Source organism: Lentzea sp. DG1S-22, from assembly GCF_036321065.1.
Lineage (GTDB): Bacteria > Actinomycetota > Actinomycetes > Mycobacteriales > Pseudonocardiaceae > Lentzea > Lentzea jiangxiensis.
Map to the genome: position 1 here is coordinate 7,126,666 of NZ_CP143276.1, position 14,841 is coordinate 7,141,506.

12 protein-coding genes are annotated in these 14,841 nt (G+C 71.9%); 4 read left to right on the top strand and 8 right to left on the bottom strand.

Annotated elements, in window-relative coordinates; translation table 11 throughout:
• Positions 1-47: 47 nt before the first annotated feature.
• Entirely contained in the window at positions 48-3,125 is a 3,078-nt protein-coding gene (locus tag V1227_RS33820) for a TIR domain-containing protein (RefSeq protein WP_329789283.1), read from the bottom strand.
• Positions 3,126-3,326: 201 nt separating this feature from the next.
• Here V1227_RS33820 and V1227_RS33825 point away from each other — a divergent pair, with 201 nt between their 5' ends.
• Positions 3,327-3,806 carry a DUF4262 domain-containing protein gene (locus tag V1227_RS33825; protein WP_329789284.1) on the top strand — a complete coding sequence of 160 codons (480 nt, stop codon included), beginning with the start codon at positions 3,327-3,329 and terminating at the stop codon, positions 3,804-3,806.
• A gap of 448 nt (positions 3,807-4,254) precedes the next feature.
• On the opposite strand, the gene V1227_RS33830 is transcribed toward V1227_RS33825, so the two are convergent.
• Positions 4,255-5,208 (bottom strand): helix-turn-helix transcriptional regulator, encoded by a 954-nt coding sequence (locus tag V1227_RS33830; protein WP_329789285.1) that lies wholly within the window; start codon positions 5,206-5,208, stop codon positions 4,255-4,257.
• Positions 5,209-5,289: 81 nt separating this feature from the next.
• Between V1227_RS33830 and V1227_RS33835 the strand changes: the two genes are divergently transcribed.
• Complete coding sequence (locus V1227_RS33835; protein WP_329789286.1) at positions 5,290-5,763, top strand: VOC family protein; 474 nt, start codon at positions 5,290-5,292, stop codon at positions 5,761-5,763.
• A 15-nt stretch (positions 5,764-5,778) separates the two neighbouring features.
• On the opposite strand, the gene V1227_RS33840 is transcribed toward V1227_RS33835, so the two are convergent.
• The 4 genes from V1227_RS33840 to V1227_RS33855 form a co-directional block, all read right to left on the bottom strand.
• Positions 5,779-7,149 (bottom strand): NAD(P)/FAD-dependent oxidoreductase, encoded by a 1,371-nt coding sequence (locus tag V1227_RS33840; RefSeq protein ID WP_329789287.1) that lies wholly within the window; start codon positions 7,147-7,149, stop codon positions 5,779-5,781.
• Positions 7,150-8,367, bottom strand: coding sequence for an MAB_1171c family putative transporter (locus tag V1227_RS33845; RefSeq protein ID WP_329789288.1), 1,218 nt, complete (start codon positions 8,365-8,367; stop codon positions 7,150-7,152).
• A complete protein-coding gene (locus tag V1227_RS33850; protein ID WP_329789289.1) occupies positions 8,354-8,911 on the bottom strand; it encodes a hypothetical protein in 558 nt (185 codons plus the stop codon). Before V1227_RS33850 ends, V1227_RS33845 begins: the two co-directional genes overlap by 14 nt.
• 64 nt (positions 8,912-8,975) lie before the next feature.
• The gene (locus V1227_RS33855; protein WP_329789290.1) at positions 8,976-9,683 is read right to left on the bottom strand and encodes a hypothetical protein; all 708 of its coding nucleotides are present in this window, start codon (positions 9,681-9,683) and stop codon (positions 8,976-8,978) included.
• Positions 9,684-9,908: 225 nt separating this feature from the next.
• Between V1227_RS33855 and V1227_RS33860 the strand changes: the two genes are divergently transcribed.
• Positions 9,909-10,823 (top strand): GGDEF domain-containing protein, encoded by a 915-nt coding sequence (locus V1227_RS33860; RefSeq protein WP_329794173.1) that lies wholly within the window; start codon positions 9,909-9,911, stop codon positions 10,821-10,823.
• A 9-nt stretch (positions 10,824-10,832) separates the two neighbouring features.
• Here the strand turns inward: V1227_RS33860 and V1227_RS33865 are convergent, their stop codons facing one another.
• Together V1227_RS33865 and V1227_RS33870 are read right to left on the bottom strand one after the other, a co-directional pair.
• Positions 10,833-11,438 (bottom strand): TetR/AcrR family transcriptional regulator, encoded by a 606-nt coding sequence (locus V1227_RS33865; protein ID WP_329789291.1) that lies wholly within the window; start codon positions 11,436-11,438, stop codon positions 10,833-10,835.
• Positions 11,435-12,460 carry a glycosyltransferase gene (locus V1227_RS33870; protein ID WP_329789292.1) on the bottom strand — a complete coding sequence of 342 codons (1,026 nt, stop codon included), beginning with the start codon at positions 12,458-12,460 and terminating at the stop codon, positions 11,435-11,437. The genes V1227_RS33865 and V1227_RS33870 overlap by 4 nt, the downstream gene beginning before the upstream one ends.
• A 239-nt stretch (positions 12,461-12,699) precedes the next feature.
• Here V1227_RS33870 and V1227_RS33875 point away from each other — a divergent pair, with 239 nt between their 5' ends.
• Positions 12,700-14,820, top strand: a complete 2,121-nt coding sequence (locus tag V1227_RS33875) for an ATP-binding protein (RefSeq protein ID WP_329789293.1) — start codon at positions 12,700-12,702, stop codon at positions 14,818-14,820.
• The last annotated feature ends 21 nt before the right edge of the window (positions 14,821-14,841 follow it).

Genomic DNA, 14,841 nt, shown 5'->3' on the forward strand with positions numbered 1-14,841 from the left:
GGCGCTGAAGCCGGGAAAAGCTGAGTCGATCGCGCGAGTTCACCCGTTCAGGGCAAGAGGTGGCGGAACGCGGCGACGAGCAGCATGCGCTGCCGGTCGACGTCGAGCCCCTCGTCGAGTTCCTGGTCCTCGCGGTACTCCCTGGTGCCGTGGGCGGCGCGCCCGCCGAACGACTCGACGCGGACGGCGATGTCCACCAGGTCGGACTTCAGCTCCACAGTGGACTGATCATCCGGGATCGGCTCGTTCTGCTGGTACAGCTCGTAGGAGAACCGCATCCCGACCGTGCCGTCGAACGCGACCTGCTCGGTCGGCAGCTGCATCGCGTCGAACACCGCCCGGTAGAGCGCCGCTCCGGTGAGGTGCAGCGGTGTCATGACGACGTGCGTCGTGCCGAGGTCGTGGCTGCGCACCGACACCGCGGCGGTCGGGCCGTCCGGCGTCGGCGGGACGGGCTGCGGGAACACCGGGAGCTCCGACTTGCGGTCCGCGCGCCAGGTCGCGACCAGGCGGTCGGCCGCGTCCGCGAAGTCGACGTGCTTGCGCGGCGCCAGGAACGGCGGCAGCGGTTCCTCGTCGAGCCGCACGAGGAACAGGAAGGCGCGGCGGCGGGTCATCTCCAGGGTGAACGCCGCCGTCCACCCCTCCGTGACCCACTCCCGCTGCCGGGTGTTCGCCGACCACAGCAGCACGTAGTAGTCGGAGGTCGCGAGGGCCTCGTCGATGGCGGAGACCACGTCGTCGCCCGGCGCGACCTCGTTCTCGTCGAGGTAGGCGTTGACGTTGCGCGCTTCGAGCTCGGCACGGAGCTGCTCCGCGTGCGCGCGGTCCTTGCCGGCGAACGACAGGAACACCTTGGGACGGGTTTCGAGCGGCACAGGCTCTCCGATCATCCTCAGTCTTCTCCGCAGCGGGCCCGCCGTGGTCTGAACGCCCGCGTCGCCGTGCAGGGACCAGCACGCCCAGTCGGCGGGGTGCCGGTCGGCGACCTCCCTCAACGCGTGTTGCAGTGCGCGGTCCCGGGGCAACCTCGCGAGGTGGCGGTCGAACGCGTCGAGCACTCCGCGCGCCACCGCGGCCTCGGTCCTCCAGTGCGCCGCGACGACCGCTGCCGCGCCGGCGGTGATGGCGGCGCGCACGAAACCGGGCCTGTCGTCCCGGCCGCGTTTCTGGGCCATCCCGGACTCGCAGGCGCCGAGCACGACCGTGCCGCACGCGCTGAAGTCCATGTTCTCCAACGCTTTCGCGGACACCCGTTCGTCACCGAACTGCAGCCACGACTGTTCGGGGTTCATCCGGTCGTGCGTGCCGTGGGCGTCGACGCGGATGCGGTGGAAGCGGCGCTCTTCGAGGACCTGCCGCAGTTGCGCGCCCCTGCTGACGACCGCCGTCCCGTCCCCCCGCTGGCCGCGGGCGCGGCGGCGCAGCACCGGCAGCGCGGACAGGCACGGCAGGCTGGACAGCGCGTGCGCCAGGCCGAGGTGCGTGCCGGCGACGGGCAGCCCGGCGAGCGGCACGTCCGAGAGGACGTCGCCCGCCACCACGGCGATCCGGGTGGTCCCGGGCGGCAGTGCCCCGACGACGTCGTCCAGCCCGATCAGGCCGGCCAGCTCGACGAGCAGCGCGCCGAGGACAGCCGGGTCGTACCGGGGCTTCCACGCCTTGAGCCGGCGGATGGTGTCGGTGAGGTCGGCGACGTGGACGCCGGTGGTGAGGTGGGTGATCCTGCGGCCGACGAGCAGGTGGTGCACTTGGTCCGGCGTCACGTGCACCATCCACACGACCTGGTCGCGCGGCAGGCGTCTCGTCGTCGCGCGGAGCCAGCGCCGTGCCGCGGGCAGGTCGCCGAACCCCGGCAGCTCGCGGGGCTCGGCGAGGACCGTCGCGCTCCTCGCCGCCTCGACGGCCACCACCAGCCCCGCCAGCGCCTTCGCGCCGTCGCGCCGGACGCGCCGGACGGCGGCGAGTACCCGGCCGTCGTGCTCGTCCGCGGGGGCGCGCAACATCCGCAGCTTGACGCTGGGGCTGTCCCGGTGGTCGGCGATGTCCTGCTCTATCCGGTGCGACGCCGTCCAGTACCGCGCGGCCCGGTCCTCGTCGCCCGCGTCGGCGAACGTGTCCCCGAGCTTGCGCAGCGCCAGCGCCTTCAGCTCGGGGTGGTCCGACCGGCTCGCGACCTCGAAGTGCCCGGCCGCCTGCTCCAGAAGGCCCCTGGCGTGGGCGAGCTCGGCCGCGGTCAGGTGCCACAGCGGCGAGTTCCCCTCGCCCAGCAGGCCTTCCGCCTTGACCAGTTCGCCCTCGGCGACCAGGCGGCGGACGTGGCTCAGCCTGCGCTCCGGGCTGAGCGCCCTGGTGGCGTCCGGCAGCCTCGCGAGCACCTCGGGCCCCGCGGCCGCGGCCAGCAGCGGGAAGAGCCGCCGCGCCGCACCCTCCTGCCGGGTCATCACCAGCAGCGCGGTCAGCTCGTGCAGGACGGCGAGCCGCAGCGCGGGCTCGACCTGGTAGCTGGTGGCGCACCGGGTCATCAACGCCAGCGCTTCCTCGTACCGGACCTCCCTGCGCAGCGCGGCGGCCCGCCGCAGGAGCTCGGCGGGGGAGCCGGGAGCGTCGTCGCCGCTCCTCGTGACGAGGCTGCTCCTGCGCACGTCGAGCAGGAGCCGGTCCCTGCCGACGTGCTCGAGGTGCTCGGGCCGTCCGGCGCGGCGGAAGTGGCGTTCGGCGGCGTCGAGCTCGCTCTCCGCGGTGGGGTAGTCGTAGCGGTCCGCGGCGGCCAGCGCGGCGACCCTGGCGAGCCGCGCCTGTTCCAGCTCGGTCAGCTTGAGCTTCCGCAACGCGCGCACGTCCCGCTCCGCCGCCGCGTGGTCCGTCGCGGTGCTGCGGATCTGCGCCCTGAGGATGCGCAGCGTCATGTCGTTGCCCCTGCGCAGGTACTCGTCGCAGCGCTGCGCGGCCTTGGCGACGGCGCCGAGCTCCAGCAGGGTCGCGCAGTGGTCGTGGGCGACGACCGGGCTGATCTTCGCGGCCTTCTCGTAGGCGAGGTCGACGCCGAGCACGTTGCCGCGCAGGGCGGCGGAGCGCGCGGCCCTGACCGCGTCCGCGAGGGGAGTGCCGGGTTCGAGGTGCATTCAGTCCCCGCAGCCCCGGACGAGGGCGTCAGGCTGAACGGAAAGCCTTCGTTGGCGCATGCACGATCCTCCGTGCGTCGCAGGGTAACGATCCAGACGGCCCACAGATCGTTTGTCCACTTTCTGTCAACGAACTGCTTGAAACGATCTTGTCGGTGCTCCTCGGCACACTGGATCCACCACCGATCCGAGGAGACCACGATGTGCTGGGACTGCGACCACCCCGCCGACCGCATGGAACAACACCTGGCCACGCTGCGCCGCTGCATCGACGCGCGGGGCTGGGCCGTCCAGGCGGTGGAACGAGACCGGGCGCACCCGCCCTGGGCCTACACCGTCGGCCTGACCCTGCGCGGCCTGCCGGAGCTCGTGGTGACGGGAATGCCCGTGCTGCAAGCAGGTCGCCTGCTCGACGACACCGCCGAACACCTGGAGCACAGCTGCCTGCCCGCTCCGGGCCGCCCGTTCAGCCTGCCCGGCGGGCCGGAGGTGGAGGTGGTGCGCGTCGCCCGGCCCTGGGCCCACCTGCTGGTGTCCGCCCGGCTGTTCGGGGAGGGCATCGAGGCCCTGCAGCTCGTGCACGCCGACGAGGAGGGGCGCTGGCCGTGGGACAGCTCGTACCAGGGGGTGCCGGGCGGTCAGCCGGTGCTGGGGGTGAGAGCGGGGCCGCCGGGCAGGTGAGCCGCGGTCGCCGCCATACCCTTCTGCGCCAACGATTCCGGCGATCCCGACGGACCGCGGTCTCCGGCCCGACGGCTGGGGTTCGACGGCCAGTGGCCCGATAACCGGTGGCCCGACGACCGGTGACCGACGACCTGGCCTGACCGCCGTCGGCTGCCCATCGCGCGTCGCTTGGTCGCCCGCTGCCGTTGCCAGCCACCCCCAGGCAGGTCGCCGACCGCCGTCCTCGCCTCACCGCCCTGTTGCCTCACCGCCCCGTGACCCGCGCCGCCGGTGACCCGACACCGCCCCCACCTTCGCCACCCCTCACCTTCCACCACCCGACACCGCCGGTCGCCGGACACCGCCCTCGCCTTCCACCACCCGACGCCGCCGGTGACCCCACACCGCCTGTCGCCCGAGACCGCCCCTCACCCGAGACCGCCCCTCACCTCCTCCCACCACCCCCTCATCCCACCGACCGCCGAATCCGTTCCCCCAACCCCCGCAGGTGCTCCACCAGCTCCACCGGCCCGTCCACCGTGAACTCACACCCCAGCGACGTGAGGCGGAACGCGAGGTACTCGACCGTGTCCTCGTGGCTGTGCCAGCCGCACGACCCGTCGCCGAGCGCGGTCAGCTCACCGGCGAAGTCCCCCAGCCGCGCCCGCGCGAGGTCCACCGGCAGTCGCAGGGTCGCGCGTGCCCGGTAGGTCGCCGCCGTGTCGTACATCCGCTGCGTCACGTACTCCGTCGCGTCCCCGCCGGGTACGGCGCGGGCTGCGAACCGGGCACCGGTCGCGAGCGCGGAGGAGACGCGGTCCAGCCGGAAGATCCGCCAGTCGTCCCGTTCCACGTCGAACGCGAGGAGGTACCAGCGCCGGTCCAGCGCTACCAACTGAACGGGCTCCACGTGCCGTTTGGAGACGACGTTCTCCTGCGCCACGTAGGTGAACCGCACGCGCTCGCGGGCGTTGACCGCGCCGGCGACCACGGAGAGCTGGGCCGGGTCGACCAGCGACGCGGACGAAGCCGCGCCGGCCGCAGTGGCGGACGTCAGCGACGCGACCCGGCGCGCCAGCCGCGGCGGCAACACCTGCTGCAGCTTCGCGAGGGCGCGCAGGGAAGCCTCGGCGATGCCCGCCACCGGTTGCCGCGACGCGGTGCGCAGACCGACCGCGATGGCGACGGCCTCCTCGTCGTCGAGCAGCAGCGGTGGCATCGCCGCGCCCGCGACGAGCCGGTACCCGCCGAGCACGCCCAGGGTGGCCTCGACGGGGTACCCGAGGTCGCGCAGCCGGTCGACGTCCCGCCGCACCGTTCGCGTCGTCACCTCCAGCCGCGCCGCCAGTTCGCTGCCCGGCCACTCGCGAGGCGTCTGCAGCAACGACAGCAGGCGCAACAACCGAGCCGCATCACCCATGCCACCAAGCTAGCCAGAACCAGGACCGAAACGGTCCTATATAGGTCATACGGTCGTTCCATCGAGACGAGGGAGAGACCGATGGACGTCGTGCCCAGCGGCTACCACACCGTGACGCCGTGGCTGATCACCCCTGGCCGGACGGCAGAGCTGATCGACTTCCTCGCGGAGGTGTTCGACGCGACCGAGCTCGGCCGCGTCGGCGAACCGCCGGAGATCGGCCACGCCGAGGTCCGCATCGGCGACTCGGTGGTGATGCTGTTCGACCGTCCGAACTGGCCGCCCACACCGGCGTTCCTGCGCCTCTACGTCGCCGACGACGCCACGACGCTGCGGCGAGCCGTGCGCCTCGGCAGCAGGATCGTCACCGAGCCCGCGGAACTGTTCTGGGGCGACAGGGTCAGCCGGTTCGCCGACCCGTTCGGCAACCTGTGGTGGCTGCACCAGCGCGTCGCGGAACCGACCGGGGAGGAGATGGCCGCGAGGATGCGGGACCCGGTGTTCACCGAAGCCATGGAGTACGTGCAGAGCGCGGACTTCGTCCCGCGGACGTGACCGGTGGCCTGAACGTCAGCCCGTCACCCGGTCCCGCTCGGCGGCGGTCAGCGTCGGCTCCGGGGACACCTCACCCCGGGGCCCGCGCATCGTCGCCCACACCACCTTCGGGCTCATCAGACCCGCCATCGGCGCGGACAGCGTGAAGGCGTCCAGGAAAGCCCGGGTCACCGGTGCCTCGGTGGTGGCGGTGCGCACCAGCCGATCGACGTAGCGCTGCAGGACCCGCCCGGCCAACGGCAACGGCTTGCCCACCGCACCGGGGTAGAGGATGTCCTGGTTGGTCGCCATCGCCCAAGCCCCGTCGACGACCTTGCCGATGCCGCGCTGGATCCGCTGCGCGGAGTCGCCCGCGCGCAACCCGGCGTCGAGCGCCTGCGCGCTCTGCGCCGCGATCGACATCCCGTGCCCGTAAACGGGGTTGTAGGTGGCGACGGAGTCGCCCAGTGCGACCAGCCCGGCGGGCCAGGACCTCAGGCGCTCGAAGTACATCCGGCGGTTCGCCGTGCTGTGCGACCCGTACACCGGCGACAACGGCTCGGCCGAGGCGATCAGCTCGCCCACGACCGGGTTGCGCACCGAGCGGGCGAAGTCGACGAACTCCGACTCGTCCGTCGAGGGCTCACCGCCGCGCGTCCCGGACAACGTGACGAGCCAGCGCCCGTCCTCGATCGGCAGCAGCGTGGCGGTGCAGCCCGGATGCGGATCGCGCGGGTTCGCCTGCACGTTGACGATCGGGAACCCGGACGCGGCCGGCGGGGGAGCGCGGAAGATCCTCGTGGCGTAAGCGAGGCCGGAGTCCACCGACTCGGACTCCACGGAGGGCAGCCCGAACTCGGCGAGCCAGGCCGGCAGGCGCGAGCCGCGTCCGGTCGCGTCGACGACCAGGTCCGCCTCCAGCGAGATCCGCTCGCGCGAGACGCGGTCCTCGACCAGCACCCCGGTCACGGCGCCCCGGTCGCCCAGCAACGACACCGGCTCGGTCCCCGTCAGCACCGAGATCTTGTCGTCCCGCAACGCCCTGCTGCGCACGACCCAGTCGAGCAACCCGCGGCTGCACGTCACGATGAACTGCATCTCGGGGAACCGCGGCACCCACCCCTGCGCGCTCAGCGACACCAGGTCGTTCGGCACGCCGATCCGGTGCGCGCCGGCGTCGAACAGCGCGTCCAGCGTGCCCGGCAGCAGCGCGTCGATCGCCCGCGCGCCACCGGACATCAGCAGGTGCGCGTGCCGGGCCTGGGGCACGCCCGACCGCGGCGACGGGCCGTCCGGCAGCTTGTCGCGCTCCACCACGGTGATCTCGTCGTAGTGCCGGACGAGGACGGACGCCGTGAGCATGCCCGCGAGTCCTCCACCGAGGACAACGGCGTGTGTCGTTGCCATCTAATCCATTCCCCCTGCTGCGTCCACGCGTGCCGCGCCGGCGACGGCGGCGTCGACTATCGGCGAGTGCTGGTAGGCCCGCGAGATCCGCACCCACCTGTCGTGCTCGGCCGCGAGGTCGGTGCCGTCGACGATCTCCGAGGCGGGGCGCCGTTCCGGTGCCCGCGCGCGTCCACCGGACGAGCCCGCGACCCGCAGCTGGGCCGCCTCCACCACGGCGGCCACCTCGTCCTTGGTGAGCGAGGCCTCGTGCGCGAGAGAGGCCGCGGCCTCACCGACGTTCAGGTCGAAGTACGGCGTGAGGGCCCAGCGCCAGTCGTTGAGCTCGATGATCTGCCGGCGCACGCGGTGGTGCGGGTTGAGGTACTTGCCGGGCGCCACGAGGACGATCGCGGGGTTCACGTGCACCAGCGCGCGGTGCAGGGGCCGCAGCGCGAAGTACGTGCGCCACCGCCGCACCCACAGCGAGGGCGACGGGCGGCGCGGCCCGAAGACCGGCAGCGCCATCGCGATCACCAGCGGGATCATCGACAGCGATGCCATCAGGGGCGCCGTCGTGCTCAGCACGTCGAAACCGCGCTGGCCCGCCCAGTCCATCAGCAGCACGAACAGCTTGATGACCGCGAACATCATCGGGAACAACGCCGCCGCGCAGTACCAGCGCAGCCCGAGGCGCAGCCACGGCCGGGCGGAGATCGCCTCGTCGCACGACCCCTGCCAGCAGTGGTAGGCCTGACCGCCGCAGCCGATCATCGTGGCCACGAGGTAGATGAACAGGAACACCGCGATCGTCGGCTGCGTCGCGTAGAACGTGTCGAAGTCGACCTGCCGCTCTTCCCCGACCTCGGACGCGGAGAACAGCACGATCATCGCGACGACGACCGAGGCGTAGCCGACGACGATCAGCCGAACCCGCCGCCACGCCTGGGCCGCCGGGTACCTCCAGTACAGCACCAGCACGAACGCCGACCCCGCGAAGCACACCACGAGGCTGTAGACGAGCAGGGCGGCGAAGTTCGGCACGCCGCTCGTGCGGTTGATCCAGCCGATGTTCGCGGGCGCCGCGCAGAGCAGGGCGAACGCCGAGAAGAACACGGTGGAGATCAGCGCGACGACGCGGGGGCTGCCCCAGCTCGACCGCAGCGAGCGGATCTTGTAAGCGAGGAGGAACAGCCCGACGACACCGCACGAGAGGTAGATCAGGTTAAAGATCGCCACGACGCACCCAGCGAGATCTTCCTTCGAGCGACTCGGCCACGCGCCGCACGTGCGCGGGTTCCTCGGTGGCCGCCGTGTCGGCCCAGACGCGGTGTTCGGTCAGCCGTTCCAGCAGGTGGTCGGCGAGGTTCTCGGCCTCGCGCTCCTCGTCCTCGGTCAGCGTCGTCCGGCCGGCGATGATCTTCGCCATCCGCGGCAGCAGGTGCGGGGCGAGCCTGCGCAGACCCTCGTCGCGGCTCAGCGCGACGGGCTGGTGCTCGAGCAGGACGTGCGCGAACTCGTGCAGCAGCACGTGCAGGCGGTGGTACCAGGACGGGGAGTCCGCGCAGATGACGAGGTACGTGCCGTTCTCCAGCAACGCCGTCGCGCCGCTCAGGCAGACCGCGTTCGTGATGGCGGCGAAGCGGACGTCGACCGGACGCCCGAGGCGTTCGCCCATCAGCTCGCAGACCCGGCGGCTCGCGTCCCGGTGCGTGGCGCCGGGCGGCAGGTCGAGGTCCCGGGCGACCTCGTCGACCAGTTTGCGCAGTTTCCTGCGGTTCACCCGTCGCCTCCTCTCGATGTCGTCTGCAGCGGTCCAGGCCGAGATCTTCACGCAGCGGGCGCCATCAAGTGTGGTCCGCCGACGTGCGACGGCTGTTCAGCGGGAACGACCAGCCTTCGCCGACCTCGAGAGCCTGTCTGAACCCTTCTACCGCAGCAGCCCTGGCTTGCGGGGACAGATCGCCGGTGCGTTCGGCCAGACGGGTGACGAACTCGACGACGCCGAGCTCGCGCAGCGCGAGGAAGTCCGTGAGCTCGGCGTCGACGCGCGCGGCCAGGTCGTCGTCGAAGAAGTACGCGGGATCGGCGCCGAAGTGGTCGGCCAGGCCGAGGATGTGCTTGAGCCGCGGGTTGCCGCTGGTGTTGCCGAGCAGTTCCCGGATGTAGCTCGCCGAGATGCTGCCGAACTGGCCGGACGCGCTGATCGCGGCGGCGACCTCCTCCGGCGACCACGGGCCGCGGTCCGGCGGGTGCACGGCTTCGAAGAGCGTGCTCAACGCCGATGCGCGCCAACCGGGTCGTTCCCCCGGGTGCAGCTCACGACGGCCGCCGAGGAACACCGCGGGGTGCACGCCGAGCGCGTCGGCGAGGTCGACGATCGCCTGGCAGGTCGGGTTGTCCTTCACGCCGAGCCGCAACTGCGAGATGTAGCCGTGCCCGATGTCGCCGCCCCGCGACTTCACCGCCGCGGCGAGCGCCACGTTGGTGACCTTGCCCCGGCCGTCGGGCGGGTTGGTGCACAGCTCGTTGAGGACCTCGGCGAACGGCCTCACGCCACACCTCCGGTGGAGCGACTGGGGGCCAGCGATCATTCCACTGGTGTGGAACCCCGAGAGCATATGGCATCACAAGGGTTGAATCCACCTGTCGGTAGCCCTATGATCACACTCCGCCGCTTGCACTGATGTGTCGCATTTGATCCGAACGACGTCACTTCAGTTGAAAGCGGCAGATCGGGCCGGTCGGAGCATCCGGGGGGACTCATGGCGACTGCGCGGATGGGGTTGCCGGTGGACCGCGGGTCTCTGCGCCTGCACGACGAGAGCGCGCCTTCGCGCTGTGTCTCGTGCGCGCAACCCGTTGGTGCGTGGGCGACAGACCGCCTGACGGGCCTTCTCGGCCGTTGGGGCTGGGACGACCAGGCTCCTGCCGCGTATCGCCGGGCTCAGCGCCGTTGGGAGCACGTGGCGCTGCTCATGGTCGACCTCGACCGCTTCAAGAAGATCAACGACGAGTACGGCCACCCCGCCGGCGACGTGGTGCTGACCGACGTCGCCACGGTGCTCGCAACCCACACGCGCCCGACAGATCTCGTGTGCCGCCACGGTGGCGATGAGTTCCTCGTGCTGCTGCCGCGCACCACGGGCCGAGAAGCGGCCCGCATCGCCGAATGCATCCTGCGCGACATCCGCGCGTTGCAGACCGAGATCACCACGAACGACGGCTACCACGTGACGCTGCACGGCCAGACGGCGTCCATCGGCGTCTCGTCCCACGTGCCCGGCAGCGAGGACACGCTGCTGGACCTGGTCCGCGAGACCGACGCGGCCCTGCAGCGGGCCAAGCGCACCGGCCGCGCCCGCGTCCAGGTGCACGACCCGAGCGCGTTCACCACCGAGCACAGCGTCGACTCGGCGGCCCTGCACCACCTGCTCGCGTTGCAGGACCTGATGAGCAGCGACCAGCTCCCGCAGGTGCTGGTGGCGCTGTCCGACGGCCCCAAGGCGGTGGAGGACCTCGTCCCCGCCCTCGGCCCGAGGGTGGTCATGACCCTGGAACGCCTGCAGGACAACGGCTTCGTACTCCGCCGCGCCGCGCGCTACGAACTCACCGCCGCCGCCCGCGAGTGGATCACCGACGTGCTGCCGGCCGTGGCCGCCTGGACGAACCGCCACCACGGCCCGGTCCGGTGAGCGCACACCTCAGGGCGTGAGCGCCGCGATCGCCTGCCGCGCCAGCCACTCCTCGGCGTCGTCCCACGACCAGCCGCACTCCTTGACGAGCGTCCGCCACGCCCCGAACCCGAAGCAGAACCACAGCACGTCGGTGGCCCGCTCGACGTCCACCGCGAGCAACCCCCTGCTCCGCAGGTGCTCCGCGACCTCCCGGAGCGCCCGCCGGTAGGCCCCGGTGCTGAGTTCCCAGAGCGCGGCACCGTCCTCGTGCGCCGGGATCGCCGCGAACAGCACCTCGACGACCTGCTGCTCGCCCTCGTTGCCCATCCGCGTGCCCCTGGCCAGCGCGGTGACGGCCTCGGCGAGGTCCTCGGTCCGCCGGATCGCCTCCGTGACCGAGGCGGCGTCGCTGCGCTCGATCGACTCGCTGACGACCTTGTGCAGGATCTCGGACTTGCTGCCCGCGCTCGTGTACACCGTCTGCGGCGCCACTCCGGCCCGCTTGGCGATCTCTGCCACCGTGACGCGCGCATAGCCGTTGACGGAGAACAACTCCACGGCCGCGCGCAGGATGTCGCGCCGGGTGTCGGCGGCGTCCTGCGCACGGCGCGGGGAGTGGTAGGGCCGTGTCATGGACCAGCTTCCAGTGTTGCGGCGACCTCCGGCGCGTCAGGCATCGCGGAGATCTCCTTGGCGACCGTGGTGACGTTCTCCCGAATGCTGCCATCGCCGAGCACCGTTCGCACCGCCGCCACCACCCCCTCCGGGGTCTGCGAGGCGGGATCGAGGGCAACGCCGACCCGGGCGGCGGCCACCCGCTCGGCCTGGAAGAACTGGTCGGCCCCCTGCGGCAACACCACCAGCGGCACCCCCTTCAGCAACGCCGCCGAAGTGGTGCCGGCACCGCCGTGCGTCACCACCACGTCCACGCCGTCGAGCAGGTCCTCCATCGGTGTGAACCCGACGAACGTGATCCGCTCGTGGTCGACGTCGAAGTCCTCGGGCTTCGCCGCCAACCCGAGCGTCACCACCACGTCGGCGTCCAGAGCGGACAAGGAACGCAGCAGCGGGCTGAGCTTCGCCGGTTCGCCGAACCAGGTCCCGAACGTCACCAACACCCGCGGCCTCCCGGACACCGGCGACGTCGCCGGCACCGCGCCGGGCTCCCGGAACGCCTCGGGTCGCAGCGCCAGCCACCCCTCGGGCTGCTGCCACCCGTCCGCGCGCATGGACGAGGGCCACGTGTCGAGCAGCCACTTCCGCGGCTCCCAAGGCAGCGCACGCGCCTCGTGCCACGTGCGCGCCATGGCCTCCATGGTGTCGGTGAACACGGGCGGCAACGGCGGCCCGAACGCGAGGGTCGCCACCGGCACCCCGGCAGCGGCCGCCACCAGCGGCCCCACGAAGTCGCACAGCTCGGCCACCACCAGGTCCGGCCCGAAGTCCTCCGCCGCGGCCAACGCCTCGTCCGCCGTGAGGTCGATCCGCGTGCCGGCGAAGAACTCCGCCACCGAGCCGGGCGTCGGCGCACCGGCCGGATCGGCGCCGGTCCGCCGCGCGACCTCGGCGAACAGCACGTCCGGCAGCGGTCCGGCCGGCAGGTGCCCGAGCCCTTGGGCCCCGATGACCGGCGCCATGCCCGCTGCTGTCAGCACGGCGACCTCGTGGCCGCGTTCCCGGACGCGCGGGCGAGGGGGAAGAGGGGCAGCAGGTGGCCGTGCTGGGGAACGCTGGAGAAGAGGATGCGCATATTGATAAGAGTGCTCATCTAATGAATTCGCTGAGAGTCGCCTGAATCACGTGCCACTTCCGGGGACATCCGTGCGACCCACCCGGCGAGCGGATGTTTTGGACGCGATCGAAGTCGTAGCGTGGTCGCCGGGGGTGGTGCCGGGTGGCCGGAGTCGAGAACACCGTGTCCGGGGTCTCGCACGGGAACGTGGTGCAGGCCGGGTCGATCGGAACGCTGCACGTGCATTCCGGATCACCTGGGAAGCCGGTGCCGCAGCAGCTCCCGCCCGCGCCGAGGCTGTTCGTGAGCCGCGCCGACGAGCTGACTGTCCTCGACCGGTGGCGCGAGCGCGAAGACCAGCAGTTGCTCGTCGTGGTCAGCGGTCCCGGCGGTATCGGCAAGACCTCGCTCGCGTTGCGGTGGCTGCACGACACGCGCGACCAGTTCCCCGACGGCCAGTTGTACGTGGATCTCGGTGCCCACGCGGAGATGGCGCAGCCGGACGAGGTGCTCGAGTGCTTCCTCGGGGCGCTCGGGGTCGAGGTGGTGCCGCCGGACCTGCCGCAGCGGCAAGCCCTGTTCCGCTCGCTGACCGCGGACAGGAGGCTCGCCCTGCTGCTCGACAACGCGGCCAGCGCGGCGCAGGTGCGGCCTCTGCTGCCGGCTTCGCCGAGTTGCGTCGTCGTGGTGACCAGCAGGTGGCGGCTCAGTCCGCTCGGCATGGACGGCGCTCGCTTCATCGAGGTCGACCCGATGAACTTGCGGGACTCGGTCGAACTGCTGGGTCGGGTCCTCGGCGAACCGAGGCTCGCGGAGGAGGCCGAAGCCGCCCGTGAGCTCGCGCGGTTGTGCGGTGGACTGCCGATCGCGCTCGGTGTGATCGGTGCGCGGTTGTCCCGGCGGCCGCGGCGCACCCTGGCCAAGGAGGTCGACGAGCTCAGTGCGGAGAACCGCAGGCTCGCCGGCCTCGCCCTGGGGGAGTCCGCGTCGGTGAGCGCCGTGCTCGACCTGTCCTACGTGGACCTCCCGTCGCGGCAGGCCCGGCTCTACCGGCTCAGTTCGTGGCACCCCGGCGACAGCTTCGGTGTCGAGGCGGTGGCGGCGATGCTCGCGGACGACATCGGTGAGGTCGAGGACGACCTCGACGACCTGGTGGAGAAGAACCTCCTCAACGAGGTCGGCGACGACCGGTTCCAGTTCCACGACCTGTTGCGCCTGCACGCGCGTGGACAAGACGACTCCGAACGCGACGATGCGATCCAACGGGTCGTGGAGTTCTATTTGGACAAAGCAGTGGTGGCGGACGCGGCCGCGATTCCGGGACGACCGCGCGTGGGCGTGCGGTTCAAGGACGCGGACCCCTCGGCGTTCGGTTCGCGAGCGGAGGCGCTCGACTGGCTCGACCACGAGCGCGACAACCTCGTCCAAGCCCTCAAAGCCGCGGACGACCACGGCTGGCCCTACCTCGTCTGGCAGCTCGCCGAGGCGATGTACGCGTTGTTCCAACGGCGTCACCACTACTCCGACTGGCTGCTCACCCACGAGCTCGGGGTCTCGGCCGCGCAGGCGTGCGGCGAGCGGACCGCGGAGGCGCGGCTCCGCAACCAGCTCGCCGTGGCGTTCCGCAACCTCGGTCGCCTCGACGACGCCGCCGAACAGGTCCGCGTCGTGCTCGACCTCGCGGGCGACCACGACCTGGGCAGCCGTGCGACCGCACTCGTGCTGCTCGGTCACGTCCACCGGCTGCGGGGCGAGTTCGACCTGGCACTGCGGTACTTCCGCGAGGGCGTCGACGTCGAGACCCGGCACGGGCGCCTGCGCGGCATCGGTCTCGCGCGCCGCCGGGTCGGGGAGGTGCTCGTCGACATGGGCCGTCTCGACGAGGCGATCACCGAACTCCAGGAGTCCGAAGAGCTGCTCGACAACGTCATCGACAAGGCACGCGCACGGATGTTCCTGGCGCGGGCCGTCCTGCACGCGGGACGACCCGACGAGGCGACGAGCCTCGCGGAAGGCGTGCTGGCCGATGTCCGCGACGCCGGGTCACCGCTGCACGTGGCCGACACCTTCGAGTTGCTGGGCGAGATCGCCGAAAGGCGAGGTGATCCCGTGCGGGCTCGAGACCACTACGGTTCCGCACTGGCCTGCTACGGCGAGTCCTTCGACCCCGGTGCCGACCGAGTCCGCCATCGGCTCGCGGCCCTCGATCGGCACGACGACGAGCGAACACCCGACGTGGTGCCGCAGCAACGCCCCCGCGACCGCGAGAGCGGCCTCTGCTGACCGCTCGGGCGCGGCGACCAG